Origin of the sequence: Sandaracinus amylolyticus (assembly GCF_000737325.1) — a bacterium.
In the GTDB taxonomy this organism is placed as follows: domain Bacteria; phylum Myxococcota_A; class Polyangia; order Polyangiales; family Sandaracinaceae; genus Sandaracinus; species Sandaracinus amylolyticus.
The window spans coordinates 8779179-8799202 of the sequence record NZ_CP011125.1; the positions used below are offsets into that span (position 1 = coordinate 8779179).

Here is a 20024-nt window from a genome sequence, read left to right on the forward strand (position 1 = left end):
TCGCTCACGCCGGGAGCAGCCCGTCCACGAGCGCGCGCATCCGCCCTGCGATGCCCACCGAGATCGACTCCGGCGGCGGCTGTCGCACCACGTGCAGCGTCCCTTCGCGCCGCGTCACCTCGAAGCGGCAGTGCCCGTCGCGGTCGCGCCACACGTCGACGTCGACCTCGCCTCGCCCGACGCGCAGCTTCCGGACGCGCAAGCGATCGAGGCACGTCGGCAAGAGCGGATCGAGCGCGAGGAGATCGAGCGGCGCGACGTTGAAGATGCCCAGCATCGCGTGGAGCAAGCCCGGGATCGCGCTCACGTTCCACGCCTGGATCAGATCGGCGCGCGGGTACGCGCCGGGGTGCGGCAGCTCGTCCTTCGTGTACCCACCGACGCACTCGGGCACTCGGAACCCGGGGTACAGCGACGCGAGCGCGAGCGTCGCGTCCGCGAGCTGCAGCGCGCGCCGATCGAACCCGAAGCGGCGCAGCCCGAGCGCGATCGTCGCGCTCTCCACGCTCCACACCGAGCCGCAGTGGTACGACAGCGGCTGGTACGCGGGGTGCGCCGACGAGAGCGTGCGGAACCCCCAGCCGCTCCAGAGATCGGGCGCGAACATCCGGTCGACCACGCGCTCCATCACGTCCTGCGCGACGATCCCCGACGCGAGGCAGTGCCCGACGTTCGACGTGATGCTGCGCAGCAGGCGCCCGTCGCGATCGAGCGCGAGCCCGTAGTAGCTCTCGTCCTCCATCCAGAACGCGCGGTGGAAGCGCTGCTTCAGATCGCGCGCCGCGCTCCACAGCGCGCGCGCGTCGCCCTGGCGCCCGAGCGTCCACAGCACGATCGCGAGCAGCTCCTGCGCCGCGAACCAGTAGCCCTGGATCTCGCACGCCGCGATCGGCGAGCGCGCGGGCGTTCCGTCGGCGTGCACCATCGCGCCGCCGCTGTCCTTCCAGCCCTGGTGCTCGGGCCCGTCGGGCGAGCGCGTGTGGTAGTGGAGGAAGCCGCCCTGCGCCTGCTCGCGCGCCCAGTCGAGGATGCGCCGCGCGGTGTCGAGGTGCGGTCGGATCAGCGCCTCGTCGCCGCGCAGCGCGTAGAGCTGCGCGAGCGCGATCACGTACATCAGCGGGCTCGCCACGTCGGCGTAGCTCACCGCGAACGCGCCGTCGCCGAGCCGCGCGCGCGGCCCGCGCCGCACCTGCTGCGGCACGCGCCCCGGCTGCGCGTCGATGCGCGGATCGTCGCGCGTGCTCTGGTGACGACCGAGGCGCGCCAGCGCCGCGTCGAGCATCGCGCCCCCGTCGACGAACGAGGCCTGCCATCCGGTCGTGAGCGCGTCGCGCCCGAAGAGCGCGGGATAGATCGGCAGCCCCGCCTGCGGCGCGAGCCACTCGCGCGCGCGCCCCTCGAGCAGCGGCAGCGACGCGAGGTCCTCGAGCGCCGCCGCGATCACCAGCGGCTCCACGCCGTGCCCGCTCGTGTCGACCACGACGTGCGACGCGCGCCACCGCTCGAGCACGCGCTCGCGCGCGGCGATCCCTTCACCCGTCAGCGCGTCCTCGAAGTCGATCGCGCGCACTCGCATCGCGAGCACGACCTCCTCGCGCGGCGCGAGCTCGACCGTCCATCGCACGCCGCACTCGTGCGCGCGCGCACCCGGCGCCTCGACGTGCGTGACGTACGGCAGCTCGGGGTGCGTGGAGCGCAGCTCGAGCGACGACCCCGCGCACACCGCGCGCTCCCAGATGCGCACCGGCGCCTCGCGATCGCCGATCGTGTCGCCGATGTCCGCCCAGTCGCCGTCGAGCGCGACGTCGATCACCAGGCGCACGTCGCGCTGCGCGCGGTTCGCGACCACCAAGCGCGACTCGAGCCCGTCGATCTCCACCGAGTGCGTCACCCGCAGGTCGATCGCGCGGTGGGGCACACCGTCGGGCCCCAATGACTCCTCGGAGCGCGCGAGCCCCGAGCCGCCGCCCCCGAATTCCTCGAGCTCGGGGTGCACGTAGACGAGATCGAGCGTGTGCGCGCCCTCGCCGCCCAGCGCGCAGAGGTGCGGCGCTCGCCCGTTCACGAGCAGCCGCAGCGTGCGCAGATACCGCGTCTCGCGGAACCACAGACCGCTGCTCGACACGCCGCGCCCGAGCTCGCCGCGCACGTCGGTCACGAGCATCGTCGGCCCGCGCCACGCGAGCCGCACCTCGGGTCTGATCTCGGCGCGCAGGACCACGACGAGCCCCGAAGCACGCGGAGTGCCCTCGAACGAGTGCGGGGCGCCTCGCCTCACGTATGCTCCGCGCCATGCCTCGTCGTTGGATGGTGCTGCTCGTCGCGCTCGCGACCAGCGGGTGCGGAACCAAGACCTCCCTCGAGATCCCGCCGCCGGCGCCCTGCACGCCGTCACCACCGCCCGCGCCGCTCGACCGTTGTGAGACCTGGGAGCGCGGTGAGTCGGTCGTGCTCGACGTCGGGGACGACGTGGGCTCGGTCGCACACCGCGGCGGCGCCGCGCTCGCGTATCGCCAGTTCCTCGGCGGCTCCAGCGAGGTTCGCGCCCTCGATGTCGACGCCGAGGGCATGCCCCGCGGAGCCGCGCTCACCGTGTCGAGCGTGCGCGTGGGCGGATCCTCGCTGGGCGTCGAGCCCGGCGCCGCGGGCGACTGCTCGCTCTACGCGCTGGCCTACGAGGCCACCGACGTCGAGAAGGCGAGCACGCTCGCGATCGTCGACCCCGACGGCTACACCCGCACCGTCGCGCACGACCCCGACGAGGCCGCCTGGGACCTCCGCTCCGATGGCGAGACGCTCACCTGGCTCGCGCTGCGGCGCAGACGCCTCTTCGACCCCGACGCCTTCCAGCTCGTGCGCGCCGATCGAGGCGGCCGCGAGCTCGAGCGCGTCCCGCTCGGAGGCAGGATCGGCCTGCACATCGGCTATGCGCGGCGCCAGCTGCGCGATGACGGCAGCTTCGTGATCGTCGGCAACGCGGCCGACGGGATCGCGATGGACGTGTTCGACCCCGCTGGAGCGCGGATCGCGACCACGCGGCTCTCGGATCGCGACCTCGCCCACGCGTCCTCGGTGCTGCGCGATGGAGCGCTCTGGGTCGTGTGGAGCGACCGCGACAAGCCGGCCGATCCTCCCGACGCGCTGCACGCGGTGCAGGTCGATGCCGGGGGAGAGATCGCGGACCGCATCGAGCTGGAGCTCGGCGACACCCGCCCGCTCCATCGCTTCGAGGTCACCTGGACCGGCGGCAGCTACCTCGTCCCCGTCGCCGATGACACGCAGTGGTACGTCGGCGTGTTCGCGCCCGACGGCGCGCGTCGCGCGCTCCTCCCGATGTCCCCCGACGCGCGCGACGCCGAGGTCCTCCGCACCGACACCGGCGCGCTGGTCATCGCGATCGAGCAGGACGACCCCACAACGCGCCCGCTCGTCGTCGCGACGCCGCTCCGCTGCGCTCGGTAGCGCAATGGCCCGATCCAGCTCCCGTGCTAGCCTCGCTGCCCTCCGATGGTGTCTGCGCCTCCGACCACCGGTCGCCCGAAGATCTTCGTCGTGGAGGACGAAGAAGATCTGCGGCGCATGCTGAGCAAGATCCTCGGCACGGTGGGCGACGTGACGACCGCGGTCGACGGTCAGGATGCGTACACGCGCCTCACCGGCGGCTTCGTCCCCGACGTGATCGTCACGGACCTCATGATGCCGCGGATGGACGGGCTCACGCTCGCCACGAAGCTCAAGGCGGACCCCGTGCTCGGCCGCGTGCCGGTCGTGATGCTCACCGCGAAGACCCAGGCGCGCGACGTGATCGCCGGCATCAACGCCGGCGCGCGGCACTACGTCACGAAGCCCTTCAAGACCGAGGAGCTCGTTGGCAAAGTCCGCAAAGCGCTCGCCGCACGCGGCAAGTGAGCCCGCCCCGAAGACGCCGCTGGTGATCCGCGCGCGCCCCTGGGCGCTGCTCGTGATCTCCGCGGTGCTGATGTTCCTCGGCTTCGCGGGGTTCGGCATCTGGCCGCTCGCGTTCGTCGGCATCATCCCCGCGCTCTTCGTCTTCGATCCGCTCGAGACACGCGGCGGCTTCGAGCGCCCGCCCGGCAAGCACTTCTTCTGGCGCGCGCTCTTCTTCGGCTACGTCGCGGAGCTCGGCGGCTTCTACTGGCTGACCAACACGCTGGTGGACTTCTCGGGGTTCCCGGTCGTCGTCTGCCTGCTCTTCGCGTCGATCTTCTATCTCTTCCAGGGCCTGCAGTTCGTCGCGATCCTCGCGCTCTGGGCGCGCGCCCGTGCCCGCGGCTTCTCCGCGACGCCCGCGCTCGTCGCCGCGTACCTCGCGAGCGAGACGCTCTTCCCGATGCTCTTCGAGCACTACTACGGGAGCGCGTTCCACCCGGTCCCGCTGCTCATGCAGATCGCCGATCTCGGCGGCCCGATGATGTGCACCGCGCTCGCGATGGTCGTCGCCGGCGCGCTCTACGACGCGGGCAGCACGTGGACGCGCGAGCGCCGCGTCCCGAAGCTCTGGCCCGGCATCGCGCTCGCGTCGGTGATCTTCGCGTGCGCGTACGGCGCGTACCGCCTGCACGAGACCGACGCGCGCATCGCCGCCGCGCCGCAGCTCACCGTGGGCGTCGTGCAGACGAACATGGGGCTCTTCGAGAAGTGGCAGAACCCCGCGATGGGCGTGCGCCGCCACGTCGAGCAGACCGCGGAGATCGCCCAGGAGCACGACCCCGATCTCGTCGTGTGGCCCGAGTCGGCGGTGACGTACTTCCTGCCGAGCGGCCTCACGAACGTGCGCGACTGGCGCTGGGCGCGCCGCCTCGGGCTCGACCGCGTGCAGGTGCCGATCGTGTTCGGCGCGCTGCGCCAGCACGTGACCGCCGAGGGCGCCGAGCAGGATCGCAACACCGCGTTCGTGACCGACGCGCGCGGCGAGATCGTCGGCGTCTACGACAAGACGTACCTGCTCGCGTTCGGCGAGTACATCCCCTTCGGCGACTGGTTCCCGATCGTCTACGACATCTCGCCGATGAGCGGCCGCTTCACGCCCGGCGACGATCCCGACGCGGTGCCGTTCACCGCGCGCGACGGGCGCACGTACCGGCTCTCGATCCTCATCTGCTACGAGGACATCGTCTCGACGTTCGTGCGTCGCGCCGAGGCGCAGGGCGACCCGCACCTCTTCGTGAACATCACGAACGACTCGTGGTTCGGCGACACCCAGGAGCCCTGGGTGCACCTGCACCTCGCGCGCTTCCGCGCGATCGAGCACCGCCGCTTCCTCATCCGCGCGACGAACTCGGGCGTGAGCGCGATCATCGACGCCGCGGGGCGCCTCACCGAGCAGAGCGGCACGTTCGTGCGCGCGAACCTGGTGGGCGAGGTCGCGATGCTCGAGGGCGGCACGACGCTCTACCAGCTGCTCGGCGCGTGGCCGGGCTGGGTCGGGTTGGTGGTGATCGCGCTGATGGGGTTCCTGCCTGCTCGGTACTTGCCTCGTCGGGCGCGGCCGTCGGCGCTGGACGGTTCGGCTTCGGCGTGAGGCGCGGGGTGGTGGGGCCGACGCCCTGGGTGCTCGCGGGCTGCTGTTCGAGCGGGTGAGAGCTTCGGGAGGCGGTGGGCGCATCGCGGCGCGAGGCGCGCCGCGATGACTGTCGACAGTCCGTGGTCGGCCTCGGCGGCCCCCGTCGCACGGGGGCGTCGGCCCCCGTCGCACGGGGGCGTCGGCCCCACCACCCCACGCCCGGTACCGCGGTTCTGCCGTCTCACCGGGGGATGGTGGAGATGGCTCGCGACGTGGTCGCGCTTCGCCGCGCCCACGACGCTCGCGCGTAGCACCGCGCTCCGCGCGTGTGCGCGCTTCGCGCGAGATCGTCTTGTCTCGGTCGTCGGCGATCCTCGAACCGACGAGGGGCGCTGGCGCTCTGGGCGGTCTTCGAGCGGGCGTGAGCACCCTCGTGCTCGTGGGTCGAGCGCGACGGCGGCGCGCGTGCCGGCGACCGGACATTCCGCGAGCGATGTCTGGTCGCTCGCGACGGGTACCGGACATCTGTCGCGGACATTGGCGTGGAGCGTCCCGTCGATCGGACTTCGGTCCAGCGAGTGGCCGTTGCTCGCGCGACATGACGGCCATCCGTCGCGCGAAATGGCGTGGAGTGTCCTATGCTGTCCGGTCATGAGCCGGCGGATGACGTTCCCCGATGCCCTCTGGGCCGCGCGTGAGTCGCTGCGCCTCGAGCAACGCGAGCTCGGCGCGCTGATCGGGGTCGCGACCCGCACCATCGCGCGGTGGGAGCACGGCGACGCGCTGCCGCGCGGGAACGTGCGCAGCGCCATCGTGGCGGCGATCGCGAGCCGCGACGCGGCGCGCGCCAAGGACGTCGCGGTCGCGCTCGACGTGCCGGTCCCCACCCCGCAGCCGCCGCCCGACCAGGCGCCGAAGGTCGAAGCGCTCGATGCCGCGGTCTATCTCGCCGCCGATGCGCTCGGCGTCCCGGCTGCCGCAGCGCGCCCGGTGCTCGCGCGGTTCCTCCTGCACCTCGCGGCGTCGCGCATCTCCCTCGATGAAGCGCGCGCGAAGCTGAAGCCGTGATGCGCACGCTGATCCTCTCGCGCCGCCACACCCCCGACTCGCAAGCGCTGTGGCGCGCCGCGGTCGATGCGGGCTGGGACGTGGTGCGCGCCCAGCGCTACGCCGTCCCGCCGGAGCTCGCGGGGCGCACCGACGTCGCGTTCTACGCCGAGACGTTGCTCGCGGACGCGCTGGCGCCCGAGCTCGGCGTGGTGCTGCTCGAGCCCGACGTGCGGTGGCTCGCGGAGCTGCCCTCGGCGTACCGACTGCGCGAGATCCGCGCGACCACGCTCGCCGCGGTGCGCGAGGTGCGCGAGCGCGCGTTCGTCAAGCCGGCGGACGAGAAGGTGTTCGCGGCGCGCGTGTACGAGCCCGGCGAGCGCATCGACGAGCACCACGCGCTGCCCGACGCGCTCCCGGTGCTGGTCTCGGAGCCGGTACGGTTCGAGATCGAGGTGCGCGCGTTCGTCGTCGATCGCGAGGCCGCGACGCTCTCGGCGTACGTGCGCGACGGCGACATCGCGCGCGCCGAGGACGGCACGTGGCCGCTCGACGCGCGGGATCGCGAGGACGCGATCACGTTGCTCGCGTCGCTGCTCGCCGATCCCGAGGTCGCGCTCCCGCCCGCGGTGGTGATCGACGTCGGCCGCATCGAGGGTCGCGGCTTCGCGGTGGTCGAGGCGAACGCAGCGTGGGCCGCGGGCATCTGCGGCTGTGATCCCGACGCGGTCCTCCGCGCAGTGGCGCGCACCTGCGTGCCCACGTCGTCGCTCGACGACATCACACGCCGCTGGGCGCGCGCCGCCTCGCTCGCGATCGAGTGAGGTGATCAGCGAACGCGGGAACAGCCGTGCACGTGCACGTGGCGCGTGGACGATTCACGACGCGGTGGGGTGCAACGGCGGCGCCGCGCTCCGCACGACACGCCGCGTGCGGTCGCGACGTCGCGCGGCGTCACGCGCGGGAGAAAGGGCCCGCGATCGGGCTGGCCGAGTCGTGACTCGTACACGTGCACGTGCCACGTGTCACGTGCACGGCTGTTCCACCGCAGGCGACCGCTCGCGCCGTCAGCGATCGTGCGGGGGCGACGCTCTCGGCGTGCGTGCGCGACGGGCGACATCGCGAGTCACTGCTCGCGCGAGGTCGCGCTGCCGCCCACGGTGGTGATCGACGTCGGCCGCATCGAGGGTCGCGGCTTCGCGGTGGTCGAGGCGAACGCAGCGTGGGCCGCGGGCATCTGCGGCTGTGATCCCGACGCGGTCCTCCGCGCAGTGGCGCGCACCTGCGTGCCCACGTCGTCGCTCGACGACATCACACGCCGCTGGGCGCGCGCCGCCTCGCTCGCGATCGAGTGAGGTGATCAGCGAACGCGGGAACAGCCGTGCACGAGCACGTGGCACGTGCACGTGGACGATTCACGACGCGGTGGGGTGCAACGCCGGCGCCGCGCTCCGCATGACACGCCGCGTGCGGTCGCGACGTCGCGCGGCATCACGCGCGGGAGAACGGGCCCGCGATCGCGCTGGCCGAGTCGTGCCTCGTACACGTGCACGTGCCACGTGTCACGTGCACGGCTGTTCCACCGTCAGCGACCGCTCGCGCCGTCAGCGATCGTGCGCGAGCGACGAGCCCGTCACCGGATCGTCCCACCGCTGGCCCCCCGATGGGGTACCTCCGAGTCAGGTTGACAGCCGCCCTCCGACGTCGTTGGATGGCGGCTTCTTTTTTTCGGCCCCGAGCCGTTCCCGCGGAGCCCCACCCGGTGCGGAAGAGCGTTCTGAATCTGGTCGCCCTGCTCGTGCTCGCCCTCGCGCTCGGGAGCTCGGCCGGCACCCCATCGCACGCGATCGCCGACGAGTGGACGCGCGTGTTCGTCAACGGCCAGCTCGTCCCGGTGCGCTTCAACGACGGCGACAGCTTTCGCGTGCAGGGCGGTCCGCTCGCGGGCTCGCAGTGCCGCCTCGGCGGGTTCAACACGCTCGAGAGCTTCGGCCCCGCGCACCAGTGGGGCGACTGGCATCCCTACGAGCTCTTCGTGATCGCCAAGCAGGCGCTGGCCAACGGTCGCCGCGGCACCTGGCACTGCACGACCGACGGCAACCGCGACGGCTACGGGCGCCTCCTCATGGACTGCCCCGACCTCGCGATGAGCCACATCTCGCAGGGCCTCGCGATGGCCTACATGGTCGACGACAGCCCGACGCGCCCCGAGTACATCCGCGCGCAGCGCGAGGCGATCGAGAACCGCCGCGGCATGTGGGCCCACGGCGTGCCCGACTACGTGATGACCTCGGTGCACTCGGCGGACGAGGACCCGAGCCGCGAGCACCACTACAACCGCCTCATCTCGACGCACGACGGCCACTCGGAGTCGATGCAGCACAACGACACCTACGCGGAGTGCGCGTGGGTCTGCAACGACGAGATCCGCGCCGACGAGCGCGCCGTCGAGGCCAGCGCGCGCCGGGTGCGCGAGGACGCGACGCTCGCGCCGCTCGCCGCCGACGTGCCGAACTACCAGCTGCTCGAGATGGTGCGCCGCTACGCGCGCCTCGGAGAGCTCCCCGAGTACACGCCGTCCGCGCTCGCCGAGCCGCTGCGCGCGCGCCTCGCGTCGGAGCGCACGTCGGGGCAGCTCGGACAGACGCGCACGGAGCGGGGCTCCTGCATGATCGCGGTCCCGTTCGGCCGCTGGTACGGGCGCGAGCGCGCGACCTGCCTGCGCGGTCACGGCACCGCGCCCGACGGCACGCGCTGGTCGCACGCATCCCACTGACATCGCTGCTCCCCGCGGCACCTGCTGAAAAGTGAATCGCTTGGACCTCCGACGTTCTCGTGTGTCGATCGCGGCGCTGCTCGCGCTGTCCGCCGCGCTCGTGCCCGGATGCTTCGATCCGGACCTGATCCCCGAGGGCCCGCCGCTCGGCTACGAGACGGACGAAGAGACGTGCCAGAACGGGCACGACGACGACTTCGACCGCCTCGTCGACTGCCTCGACGAGGACTGCATCATGCGCGGCTGGTGCGACGAGATCATCCGCCAGGTGCCGACGATCGAGCCCGAGGACGACGCGGTCTCGTGCAGCGATCGCATCGACAACGACGACGACGGCCAGTTCGACTGCGGTGATCGCAGCTGCCAGGGGATCCTCGAGCTCTGCTGCTCGATCGAGCTCAGCGACGAGCTCTGCAGCAACGGCTTCGACGACGACGGCAACGGCTTCGCGGACTGCGCGGACAACGGCTGCCGCAACAACGCGTTCGTGACGGTCTGCGACCGCGAGACCGACTGCGCCGACGATCGCGACGACGACGGCGACGGCATCTTCGACTGCGACGACACCGACTGCGCGACGGCCGCGGTCTGCACCGGCGGCGAGCTCGACTGCGGCAACGGCGCCGACGACGACGACGACGGCGCGACCGACTGCCGCGACCCCGACTGCCGCACGAGCGCGGCGTGCCAGGGCGCGGAGGACACGATCGCGCGCTGCAGCGACGCGGTCGACAACGACGGCGACATGCAGATCGACTGCGCGGACCAGGAGTGCGCGACCAGCACGGACATGCGCATCGTGCTGTATTGCGACGGCCGCAACGGGCCGGAGAACACGCTCGATCGCTGCATGGACGGCGTCGACAACGACGCGAACAACTTCGTCGACTGCGCCGACTTCGGGTGCTCGCGCGCGACCGACCCCGCGATCGCCGAGTACTGCACGAGCGTCCTCGAGAACACGCTCGAGCGCTGCATGGACGGCGTCGACAACGACCGCAACGGGTTCGTCGACTGCAACGACTTCGGCTGCTCGCGCGGCACGCCGGACATCGTGGAGTACTGCGCGGAGGCCGACGAGACGTCGCTCGAGGAGTGCCGCGACGGCATCGACAACGAGGGCGATCGCTTCATCGACTGCGCGGACTTCTCCTGCACGATGGTCGATCGCGGCGCGTCGCCGGAGGCGGTCGAGTACTGCACGAGCCGCGCGGAGACCGACCTCACGCGCTGCACCGACGGCATCGACAACGACGGCAACGGCTTCGCGGACTGCGGCGACTTCTCGTGCTCGCGCTCGACGGATCGCGCGATCGTCGCGGCGTGCCGGCTCCAGGGCGAGCGCAGCTTCGATCGCTGCCGCGACGGGCGCGACAACGACGGCAACGGGTTCGGCGACTGCTCGGACTTCTCGTGCCGCGACGTGGTCGACATCTCGTTCACGATCGCGCTGCCGTGCACGGTCGGCGAGGCGTGCGCGCTCGGCGACGGCACGCCGGCGCACTGCTACGCGGCGACGAGCGAGGATCGACCCGACGAGCCGCTGACGGTGTGCGCGGTGATCCGCGCGCCGTGCCGCGAGAGCGCGGTGTTCGAGCAGCCGCTGCCCGAGCTGAGCGGCGGCTACGTCCTCCAGGACCCGGCCCGCCAGGCGCGCGACGCGTGCTGCGATGGCGTCGACGGCGACGGCGACGGCTTCGCCGACTGCGAGGACTGGGACTGCAACTGGGATCCGCTCGCTCGCAGCGAATGCGTCAACGTTCCGCGGCAGGTCTGCGACGAGGACAGCGACTGTCCGCCTTGCGGTCGGGGTCGCTGCGGAGAGCCGACCGAGCCCGACGGCGTTCGCCACTGCGAGATGCTGATCGCTCCGATCTGCGGCTGAGCGCGACTCGTCATTCGATTTTCAGGGAGAGAGACGGTTCCGATGAAGCACCTCCGACTGCGCGGCGCGGCCGCGCTCCTCCTGCCCGTGATCGCGCTGGCGATCGCCTGCCCGCCAAGCGCCGCGCGTGCCCAGGACACGACGACCGAGCCGACGACGCCGGAGCCGCCCGCGGAGAGCTCGCCCGAGACGACGCCCGCGACCTCGCCGACGCCGACGAGCACGAGCGAGACCGTCTGCAACGATCGCCGCGACGACGACGGCGACGGCCTGGTCGACTGCGCGGACGCGGAGTGCTTCGAGAACGACCTCTGCCACGCGGGCGGCGGCGAGGAGCGCACCAGCGCGGCGTGCAGCGACTGGATCGACAACGACGGCGACCAGATGGTCGACTGCGAGGACGCCGACTGCCAGACCCCGCAGATCGCGGCGTGTCAGGGCAGCTGGCGCGGCGGCGCGCAGGCGAGCGGCGGCGCGGCCGGTGGTGCGGCGGCGGTCGGCGAGGAGGACCTCCCGGAGCTCGGCGAGGGCCAGAGCGTCGAGGATCTGATCGGCCGCGGCGGTGACGCGAACGGCGAGCGCACCGACGAGCTGTGCAGCGACGGCATCGACAACGACTTCGACGGCCGCAGCGACTGCGCGGACTTCGGGTGCCGCTTCGATCCCCAGGTCACGGTGTGCAACGGCACGCCCGGCCTGCGCTTCTCGGTGGTCGCGGGCGTCGGCGCGAACATCGGCTGGGACTACGACCAGTCGGGCAGCGAAGAGCGCATCACGAACACGCCCGAGGCGGGCTTCACGCTGCTCCAGCTGCGCGCGCTCGGCCCGATCCCGTTCATCGAGAACTCGTTCTTCCTCATCAACGTGCGCGCCGAGGATCGCGTCCGCCTGACGTTCGCGAACTTCCAGATCCCGATCTCGGATCTCGGCCACTACATCTCGATCAACAGCGGCTTCGGCGGTCTGTCGCCGGGCCTGATCATCTCGGCGGCGCGCCAGCCGCTGCTCGATCCGCCGTTCTACATGTACCGCGCGTTCGAGCAGGGGAACGGCGCGGCCCTCGAGGTCGGCGGTCCGATCGACGAGCGCGGCGTGATCCGCTTCCGCGCGTGGGGCGCGGCGGGCGCGGGCGAGTTCACCGGCAACGTCGGTGGTCGGTTCTTCCGCAGCGACGATCGCAACTTCGCGTGGGCCGCGGGCGGCGCGTTCCAGTTCAACCTGATCGGGTTCTTCGATCGCTTCGACTCGCCGTTCCTCTACACCGCGGTGCCGCTCACGTGGGGCGTCGCGGTCGGCGGCAAGTACGACCAGCGCCCGGCCGAGCGCTTCGCGGCGACGAACGCGTTCTCGCTGCTCCAGGTCTGGCACTTCTCGCTGCGCGTCGAGAACTACACGCGCTTCGTGATGGACGATCCGCAGACCATCCCGGTGCAGAGCGCGTTCAACGTGCAGCTCGGCGTGCTGCTGATCCCGCGCGTGCTCTTCTTCGCGGCGGACGTCGGCGGCGTGTGGCAGGTCCAGCCGTGGTCGACGGGCGCGGAGCCGACGAGCGATCCGAGCTATCGCGAGCAGCTCGACACGTTCCAGTGGCGCGCGGCGCTGCACTGGTACTTCTTCCGCAGCACCGGGATCCTCGCGGTCATGTACCGCGAGGCGCACAACGAGGAGAACCCGTCCGACGAGGACGCGCCCGAGCTCGAGCGCGAGCTGCGCCTCGAGGCACGGTTCCGCTTCTGAGCGGACGAGAGTGAGGACGTGGTGCTCCGCTTTTCGAATCGCGCACTGATCGCGCTGCTGCTCGGGCTGACCGGCTGTCTCGGTGAGCCCGAGCCGGTGGACGACGGCACCTACGACCCCGAGGTGGGCAACCTCTTCGAGGGCTCGATCCAGCTCTCGGACCAGCGCGTGCTCGAGCTCGAGGCGAGCGATCTCCCGTCGACTCCCGCGCCCTGTCAGCCGCCGCAGCGCGTCGTGATCACGAACATCACCGACGGCGACACGTTCGCCGCGGTGCGCGAGTCCGACAGCCAGCCGATCGACGTGCGCATGATCGGCGTGGACACCCCGGAGACCGAGAAGCGCAACGACGAGACCGGCGAGATCACGCCCGCCGAGTGCTACGGCAACGAGGCGTGGGCGTTCACCGAGCTGCTGCGCGGGCGCTACGTGTGGCTGACGTACGACGCGGAGTGCCAGGACCACTTCGGTCGCGACCTCGCGTACGTGTGGGTCGGCTCGGGGCCGGGCGACATGTGGAACCGGCAGCTCGCGGCGCGCGGCTTCGCGGAGCCGCTGACGATCGAGCCGAACTCGTCGAACGCGCCGGTGATCGCGGAGGACAGCGCGGCGGCGCAGGCGGCGGGGCTCGGGCTCTGGTCGGCGTGCGAGTGACGCCGTGAGGCGCGCGGTGATCGCGCTCGCGATGCTGGGCGTCGCGAGCGCGTGCACCTGCGAGCCGGCGCACACGCCCGAGGTCGAGGTCGAGGTCGTCGATGTCCCGCGCGACGCGCTGCCGCGCGCGCGACGCGGCGATCTCCCCGCGGCGACGCCGATGGTGACCCTCGAGGTGCGCGAGGACGGCTTCACCGTCGACAACCGCGCGCTGATCGCGACGTGGCCGGAGCGCGATCGCGCGCGCCTGTCCGACGCGGAGATCCACGCCGAGGTCCCGGTGGCGAGCGAGGCGCTCGAGGTGCCCGCGCTCTCCGAGGTGATGGCGCGCGCGCGACGCACCGAAGAAGCGCGCGCGGAGGGCGGAGGCACGCCCATCGCGTACGCGCTGCGAGCGGCCCCCGAGGTGTCGTGGCGGCGCGTATCGCAGGCGATGTGGAGCGCCGGGCGCGAGGGCTGGGCCGAGCCGCGGGTCGTGCTGCTCGACGGCGAGCGCGAGGTCGTGCTCGCGCTGCCGCCTTCGCACCGCGGTCGGCGCGCCGACGTCGAGCGCGAGGTCGCAGCCGCGCTCGAGGCGCTCGGCGAAGGCACACCGCGGCGCGAGGGCGCGACACGCCACGCCGAGGTCGAGCCCGCGTCGCCGTCGATCACGATCACCGCAACGCTCGACGTGCAGGTGACGCTCCGAGGCGAGCCTCTCGCACCCTCGTGCGACGCGGTGTCGCCGTCGGCGCCCGCGATCCCGGCGCGCGAGCGTCACGTCGACGTCGACGCGCTCGCGCGCTGTCTCGACGCCGCGCGCGCGACCGCGACGCTCGCGCCCGACGAGCGCGCGCTCTTCGCGGTCGCGGCGGCGCCGAGCGTGCAGTTCGGCGAGATCACCGCGGTGCTCGAGACGCTCGCGTCGCGCGGCGAGATCGCGATCCGCGCGACGCCCTGATCATCCCGCCGCGACCCGGCCCACATCTGGCTGCGCGATTCGATGCGCGCCGTGGGCCGGTCGTCGTGCGGCGAGAGGGCGTCAGCTCGCGACGGCGCGGATGGTCACGTTCACGCGGATCGTGTTCGCGACCTTGAGGCGCACCGGCGCGCTGATCGACACCTGGTGATCGGCGAGCGCGATGTCGAAGCTCGCCTGGGCGCGGATCACGTCGCCGGTGATGCCCTCGGCGCGCAGCTCGTCGTTGAGCGGCACGAGGCGCACCTGCGCGCTCGCGGTGATGTCGCGGGTCACGCCGTGCAGCGTGAAGCGGCCGCGGATCGTCACGCGCTGCGTCTCGTTCGGGCGCAGCGCCGTCGCGCCCTCGATGCCGGTGATCTCGAGCGTCGCGTTCGGGAAGCGCTGCGCGTCGAGCCAGTCGCTGCCGCGGAGGTGCTCGTCGCGCAGGTCGAGGCCAGTGCGCATCTGCGCGATGTCGACGCTCACCGTGCCGCGCGCCGTCGCGAGGTTCGCGGGATCCACGCTGAGCTCACCGGTGACCGCGTTGTTCACGCCGGTGATGCGCTCGAGCGGCGCGTCCGAGACCCACTGGATCCGGCTGCCGCCGCCGCGCGTCATGCGGAACGTGCGCGCCTGCGCGGAGGCTTCCGAGGCGACGAACGACGTCACCGCCACGAACGCGAGCATCGAGATGAACCAACCGGACGTGCGCAGTCGCATGCTTTCCTTGCTCCTCACGAGTTCTTCGTGTTCTCGCTTCACCGCTTGCCCGCGGCGGCGTGAGTACCTCTGCTCGCGCGAAGGTTCGCAGCGGGGGCTCCCTCGAACAAGAGGGATTTCCCCGGAATTCGTTACCGGCACCCGTCGGGGTTCGACGCGAGCGGAGCGCCGGGATTCATGATCGCGTCGCGGATCGCCGCACCTGGCGCATCGAGCAGCTCGACACCCGCGACCCCTCGGCGCACCCCGAGCCAGGCGAGCGTCTCGTCGACGTCGGGGAACTCGTCGCGGTCGATCCAGGGCGCGATCACCTGCGCGAACGGGCCTCCGTCGCCGCCATCCATCGCGCGCACGAGCTCGTCGGCGCGCAGCGTCTCGTCGCGGCGGTCGGACGCGCGCACCATGGCGTCGTCGAGCGAGCCCTGCCCGTCCGAGCTGCGGCGATACGCGACGTCCGCCATGAGCGCGAGCGCGGCGCCGGACCAGTAGACCCGCCCGAAAGCGTATGTACGCAGCATGTCGCGCGACTCCTCGCGGAGCGTCCGACCGGTGCCCTCGCTGCGCCCGCGCGCGAACCCGTGGAGCATCTCGTTCCACGCTTGCTCGGGCGTCAGCATCCCTTCGCGCGCGCGCAGGACCTGCTGGTAGTACGTCGCGAGGCCCTCGGTGATCCACGCCTCGTCGCGCTCGACGAACGGGCTCGCGAGGTGCGTGAACTCGTGCACCGCGGTCCAGTCGGGCACCAGCGCGTCGGGGCGCGCGTTCTCGCCGACGAGCAGCGCGATGGTCGGCAGCGCGCCGCGTCCCACGATCCCGAAGAGCACCGGCGTGTCGGCGAACGGCGTCGGCACGACGATCACGCCCGCGCGCTCGGCAGGAAATCGACCGAGCACGCGCGACACCGCGCGCCCCGCGGTGCCGAGCCACGCGCGTCGCTGCTCCGCGTCGATCTGCAGCGCGCCGTCGAGCACCACCGCGTCGATGCATCCGCCGGGCACCGGCACGCGCTCGACCTCGAGCTCGCCGAACGCGACGTACGCGATGTAGCGGAACGCGCGCTCGTCGATGCGCATCCACCCTTCTTCGTCGGCGTCGGGCCACACCGTCGACGCGCGCACGCCGTCGGGGAGCACGAACCGCGCGAGCATCGCCGTCGACGCATCGCGCGGCGAGGGCGCGCGCAGCCAGAGGCTCGTCGGCGCGACCAGATCGTCGCCGACGCGATAGCTCCCGGGCGCGCCCGGCGTCGCGCGGCGGCCCGGCGCGAGATCGACGCGATACCGCACGCACTCGCCGGGCGCGACGCCGCGCAGCGAGATCTCGCCGTCGATCGGGAGCGCGTGCGGCCCGTCCGCGCGCAGCACCTCCGCGGTCTCGACGCGCGCGCGTCCTTCCTCGTGGATCGCGGCGAGCGCGTCGGGCACTCCGTCCTCGAAGCACACCGTCGTGTGCATGTGCTCGAGGTCGGGCTCGAGCGCGAACGTGTACCGCACGGTGCGCGCGGGCAGCGGCGCTGGAGGGCTCGGCGGCGCGCTCGCGCCGCACGACGCGAGCACGAGCACGATGCCGAGCGCCGCCGACCTCACACGCGCGAGCATAACCCCGCCGCCACGAAGACGACGCGCGTCGCGAGGCCGCGAGCTCGGGCGCTCGCACGGCGATGTCCGCGCGCGACATGGCTCCGCGACCGCTCGCGCCGCGATGTCCGCGCGCGACATGGCTCCGCGACCGCTCGCGCAGCGATGTCCGCGCGCGACATGGCTCCGCGACCGCTCGCGCAGCGATGTCCGCGCGCGACATGGCTCCGCGACCGCTCGCGCCGCGATGTCCGCGCGCGACATGGCTCCGCGACCGCTCGCGCAGCAATGTCCGCGCGTGACACGGCGTCTGGCCGTCCGGGAACGGTGTCGTCGTCGGCGCGCTCGCGCCGGTCGCGCGTGATCACTCCGCCGGCAGCGTGCGGACGAGGCGCAGGCCGACGACGTTCTCGCGCATGTCGAAGCGACGCGCGCCGCGGTTCGCGCTGCGACACGCGAAGTCGCCGAACGCGAACGACCCACCGCGGATGACACGCGTGGTGCGCGTCCCGAAGGGCCCGACCGGATCGACCTGCGCGCCCGCCGGATACTCGTCGTAGCCGTCCCAGACCCACTCGTAGACGTTGCCCGTCATGTCGTGGAGCCCCCACGGGTTCGCGGGCTTCTGCGCGACGGGGTGGGTCACGCCGGCGCCGTTGCTGGTGCACCAGCCGATCTCGTCGACGCGCTCGATGTCGTCGCCGATCGGAAAGGCAGTGCGCGATCCCGCGCGCGCGGCGTACTCCCACTCGGCCTCGGTCGGGAGGCGATATCCCTCGCAGTCGAGCCCGCGGAATTCGGCGCGCGAGCACTGGAAGCTGCCGGGGCACATGCTCCACGTCCCGGGCACTTCGGTGGGATCGGGGCAGCCCTCGCCGAGCGCGCCGGTGCACGCGAGGTCGTAGCAGCGCGGCAGGCCTTCCGCGTCGCTCATGCGGTTCGCGAGCTCGAGCGCCTCGAACCAGCTGATCGACTCGACGGGGCACTCGTCACCGCAGCTGCCGAAGTAGCTCGGTCGTGTGCCGGTGAGGCGCTCCCAGAGGCCCTGCGTGACCTCGGTGCGCATCACCCAGAACGGCCGCGTGAGGGTCACGACGTGCAGCACCTCGTCGTCCTCGCGGCCGCGCTCGCCGGGCGGCGAGCCCATCGAGTAGGGCTCCGGCTCGAGCACGACGCCGCCGCAGCCGCACTCGGCGTCGTCGCAGTCGGTCGCGCCGTCGCACTCGTTGTCGACCGCGTCGTCGCAGATCTCGGGAACGCCGGGCCGCACGTCGGGAGCGGTGTCGTCGCAGTCTCCGCCCTCGGTCACGGCGCCCGCGGGGAGCGAGCACCCTCGCACTGGCTCGGCGCCGAATCCGTCGCCGTCGACGTCGCGGAAGAACGTCTGGAGCACGCCCTCGTCGACCTCGCCGTCGCAGTCGTCGTCGACGTCGTTGCAGCGCTCGACCTCGCACGCGCCGGCGTCCTGCCGGGCGAGCGACGCATCGTGCGCGACGACGTCGATCCCGCTGCGCGCACCACACGCAGCGAGGAGCAGGAACATCGGGAGCAGCCGAGCGCTCACGCGCGAGACCCGAGCAGCGCGCCCGCTTCGAGCAGCGCGGTCAGCAGGGCGCTCATCTTCTCGACGAACGCCTGATCCGGCGCGCGCCCTTCGGCGGCGAGCACCTCGCGCACTCCGTCGATCGCGGGACGATCGCCGCGTGCCCACGCGCGCACCAGCGCGAACGACGTCGCATCGAGCGTGCGCGTCTCGACCACGTGATCGGGACGTCGATGCACGCAGACGAAGAACGCGCCCGCAGGCGGAGGCTCGACGTCCCGATGCACCGCGTGGCCGAGCGCGAGCACGCGCAACGTGGGGTGCGCGACCGGGATCTTCTCGAGATCGAGCTCGACGACGTCGCCGTGCACCTCGCCGGCGCGCCACGCGAGCTCCCATCTCGTCGACTCGAGGAGCAGCACGTCGCGCGCGTGGCCCTCGACGCGCGGAAGCGCGAACGCGACGAGCTCGGGGATCACCTCGCGGAAGAAGCGCGAGCGCGGCGGCGCCTCGGCGAGGAACGCATCGAAGAGCGCGCTGGTCCGCGCGCGTCCGAGCGCGGCCTCGGTCTTCGGGAGCACCTTCGAGACGAGCTCGCGCAGCCGCGAGCGCACGAGCTCGCGATAGAGGAGCGCACGCTCGCTCCCCACGAGCGCCAGGTCCTCGCGCGACGGAGCGGCGTCGAAGCACACGCGCTGCATCGCGCGCTGCAGATCGGCGACCGTCACGTGCGTGCTCCGTCCGCGATCGCGCGGAGGCGTCGCAGCTCGTCGAGCAGCACGTCGAGCGAGGGGAAGTTCCCGTCGCGCTCGAGCAGCACCGGCACGTCGGGCATGCGCGCGAGCGTGTGCCCGAGCAGCGCATAGACGTCGTCGCAGACGGGCTCGGCGTGGGTGTCGATGATCGGCTGTCCCGTGCGCACGAGGTGCCCCGCGACGTGGATCTGCACGACGCGATCGGCAGGCACGCGATCGAGGTACGCGCGCGCGTCGAACCCGTGGTTGCGCGCGTTCACGTAGACGTTGTTCACGTCGAGCATGAGCCGGCACCCGGAGCGCTCGAGCACCTCGAGCACGAAGTCGATCTCGCGCATCTCCGGCGCGCCGGGGTGCACGTAGTAGCTGACGTTCTCGATCGCGATGGGCCGCCCGATCGCGTCCTCGACCTGGGCGATGCGCGCGCACGCGACGTCGACCGACTCGCGCACGAAGGGCATCGGCATGAGGTCGTGCAGCGCGACTCCGTCGACGCCGCCCCAACAGAGGTGATCGCTGTACCAGGGCGCGTCGATCGCATCGAGGAACGCGCGGAGCGTGCGGAGGTACGCCGGCTCGAAGGGCTCGATCGAGCCGAAGCAGAGCGAGAGCCCGTGGGGCACGACCGGCCAGACCGCGCGGGCGTCGGCGAGGTGTCGCTCGAAGGTGCCGGCGCGCTCGACGTAGTTCTCGGGGTGGATCTCGACCCACTCGATCTCCGCGGGCCGCCGCGCGAGCATCTCCGCGGCGATCTCCTGCCGCAGACCGAGCCCGATCCCTCGTGCTTCCTTCGCTGCCATCCTGCTCCTGAAACGACGAGAGCCGGCGCACGTCTCGTACGCCGGCCCCCTTCGCGATCGCGACGC

The 20024-nt window shown here is 72.3% G+C and carries 17 protein-coding genes; 11 read left to right on the plus strand and 6 right to left on the minus strand.

What is annotated here, in order from left to right:
- Positions 1–4: 4 nt before the first annotated feature.
- Positions 5–2278, minus strand: a complete 2274-nt coding sequence (locus DB32_RS36985) for a glycogen debranching N-terminal domain-containing protein (protein ID WP_157069889.1) — start codon at positions 2276–2278, stop codon at positions 5–7.
- Positions 2279–2292: 14 nt separating this feature from the next.
- Between DB32_RS36985 and DB32_RS36990 the strand changes: the two genes are divergently transcribed.
- The 11 genes from DB32_RS36990 (at position 2293) to DB32_RS37040 (ending at position 14563) form a co-directional block, all read left to right on the plus strand.
- On the plus strand, positions 2293–3462 hold the full coding sequence (locus DB32_RS36990) for a hypothetical protein (RefSeq protein WP_157069891.1): 1170 nt from the start codon (positions 2293–2295) through the stop codon (positions 3460–3462).
- Positions 3463–3507: 45 nt separating this feature from the next.
- Positions 3508–3909, plus strand: coding sequence for a response regulator (locus DB32_RS36995; protein ID WP_053237365.1), 402 nt, complete (start codon positions 3508–3510; stop codon positions 3907–3909).
- A gap of 22 nt (positions 3910–3931) precedes the next feature.
- Positions 3932–5542, plus strand: a complete 1611-nt coding sequence (gene lnt / locus DB32_RS37000; protein ID WP_053237366.1) for an apolipoprotein N-acyltransferase — start codon at positions 3932–3934, stop codon at positions 5540–5542.
- A 633-nt stretch (positions 5543–6175) separates the two neighbouring features.
- Positions 6176–6592 (plus strand): helix-turn-helix domain-containing protein, encoded by a 417-nt coding sequence (locus DB32_RS37005; protein WP_053237367.1) that lies wholly within the window; start codon positions 6176–6178, stop codon positions 6590–6592.
- Positions 6592–7395 (plus strand): ATP-grasp domain-containing protein, encoded by an 804-nt coding sequence (locus DB32_RS37010; RefSeq protein ID WP_053237368.1) that lies wholly within the window; start codon positions 6592–6594, stop codon positions 7393–7395. Before DB32_RS37005 ends, DB32_RS37010 begins: the two co-directional genes overlap by 1 nt.
- Before the next feature lie 336 nt (positions 7396–7731).
- On the plus strand, positions 7732–7926 hold the full coding sequence (locus tag DB32_RS49230; protein ID WP_240481296.1) for an ATP-grasp domain-containing protein: 195 nt from the start codon (positions 7732–7734) through the stop codon (positions 7924–7926).
- Between the two features lie 407 nt (positions 7927–8333).
- Positions 8334–9347 carry a thermonuclease family protein gene (locus DB32_RS37020; RefSeq protein WP_053237370.1) on the plus strand — a complete coding sequence of 338 codons (1014 nt, stop codon included), beginning with the start codon at positions 8334–8336 and terminating at the stop codon, positions 9345–9347.
- A 61-nt stretch (positions 9348–9408) separates the two neighbouring features.
- Positions 9409–11232: a hypothetical protein gene (locus DB32_RS37025; protein ID WP_053237371.1), complete on the plus strand. Its 1824-nt coding sequence runs from the start codon at positions 9409–9411 to the stop codon at positions 11230–11232.
- Positions 11233–11274: 42 nt separating this feature from the next.
- Positions 11275–12969 (plus strand): hypothetical protein, encoded by a 1695-nt coding sequence (locus tag DB32_RS37030; RefSeq protein WP_053237372.1) that lies wholly within the window; start codon positions 11275–11277, stop codon positions 12967–12969.
- A 21-nt stretch (positions 12970–12990) separates the two neighbouring features.
- Positions 12991–13623 carry a thermonuclease family protein gene (locus DB32_RS37035; protein WP_157069893.1) on the plus strand — a complete coding sequence of 211 codons (633 nt, stop codon included), beginning with the start codon at positions 12991–12993 and terminating at the stop codon, positions 13621–13623.
- Positions 13624–13627: 4 nt separating this feature from the next.
- Positions 13628–14563: a hypothetical protein gene (locus tag DB32_RS37040; RefSeq protein ID WP_157069896.1), complete on the plus strand. Its 936-nt coding sequence runs from the start codon at positions 13628–13630 to the stop codon at positions 14561–14563.
- An 81-nt stretch (positions 14564–14644) separates the two neighbouring features.
- On the opposite strand, the gene DB32_RS37045 is transcribed toward DB32_RS37040, so the two are convergent.
- From DB32_RS37045 to DB32_RS37070, 5 genes are all read right to left on the minus strand, one after another.
- Positions 14645–15283, minus strand: a complete 639-nt coding sequence (locus tag DB32_RS37045) for a YceI family protein (RefSeq protein WP_053237375.1) — start codon at positions 15281–15283, stop codon at positions 14645–14647.
- 131 nt (positions 15284–15414) lie between these two features.
- On the minus strand, positions 15415–16869 hold the full coding sequence (locus DB32_RS37050; protein ID WP_169791677.1) for a M61 family metallopeptidase: 1455 nt from the start codon (positions 16867–16869) through the stop codon (positions 15415–15417).
- A gap of 355 nt (positions 16870–17224) precedes the next feature.
- A complete protein-coding gene (locus tag DB32_RS37060) occupies positions 17225–18424 on the minus strand; it encodes an SUMF1/EgtB/PvdO family nonheme iron enzyme (protein WP_169791678.1) in 1200 nt (399 codons plus the stop codon).
- On the minus strand, positions 18421–19131 hold the full coding sequence (locus DB32_RS37065) for an HvfC/BufC family peptide modification chaperone (protein WP_053237379.1): 711 nt from the start codon (positions 19129–19131) through the stop codon (positions 18421–18423). The genes DB32_RS37060 and DB32_RS37065 overlap by 4 nt, the downstream gene beginning before the upstream one ends.
- Positions 19128–19958, minus strand: a complete 831-nt coding sequence (locus DB32_RS37070; protein WP_053237380.1) for an MbnB/TglH/ChrH family RiPP precursor modification enzyme — start codon at positions 19956–19958, stop codon at positions 19128–19130. The genes DB32_RS37065 and DB32_RS37070 overlap by 4 nt, the downstream gene beginning before the upstream one ends.
- Between the last annotated feature and the right edge of the window lie 66 nt (positions 19959–20024).

Excerpts from the sequence above, each read along its gene's own strand:
- DB32_RS36990 (WP_157069891.1), top strand. The coding sequence starts at position 2,293 with ATGCCTCGTCGTTGGATGGTGCTGCTCGTCGCGCTCGCGACCAGCGGG.
- DB32_RS36995 (WP_053237365.1), top strand. The coding sequence starts at position 3,508 with ATGGTGTCTGCGCCTCCGACCACCGGTCGCCCGAAGATCTTCGTCGTG.
- DB32_RS37005 (WP_053237367.1), top strand. The coding sequence starts at position 6,176 with ATGAGCCGGCGGATGACGTTCCCCGATGCCCTCTGGGCCGCGCGTGAG.
- DB32_RS37010 (WP_053237368.1), top strand. The coding sequence starts at position 6,592 with ATGCGCACGCTGATCCTCTCGCGCCGCCACACCCCCGACTCGCAAGCG.
- DB32_RS37030 (WP_053237372.1), top strand. The coding sequence starts at position 11,275 with ATGAAGCACCTCCGACTGCGCGGCGCGGCCGCGCTCCTCCTGCCCGTG.
- DB32_RS37045 (WP_053237375.1), bottom strand. The coding sequence starts at position 15,283 with ATGCGACTGCGCACGTCCGGTTGGTTCATCTCGATGCTCGCGTTCGTG.
- DB32_RS37070 (WP_053237380.1), bottom strand. The coding sequence starts at position 19,958 with ATGGCAGCGAAGGAAGCACGAGGGATCGGGCTCGGTCTGCGGCAGGAG.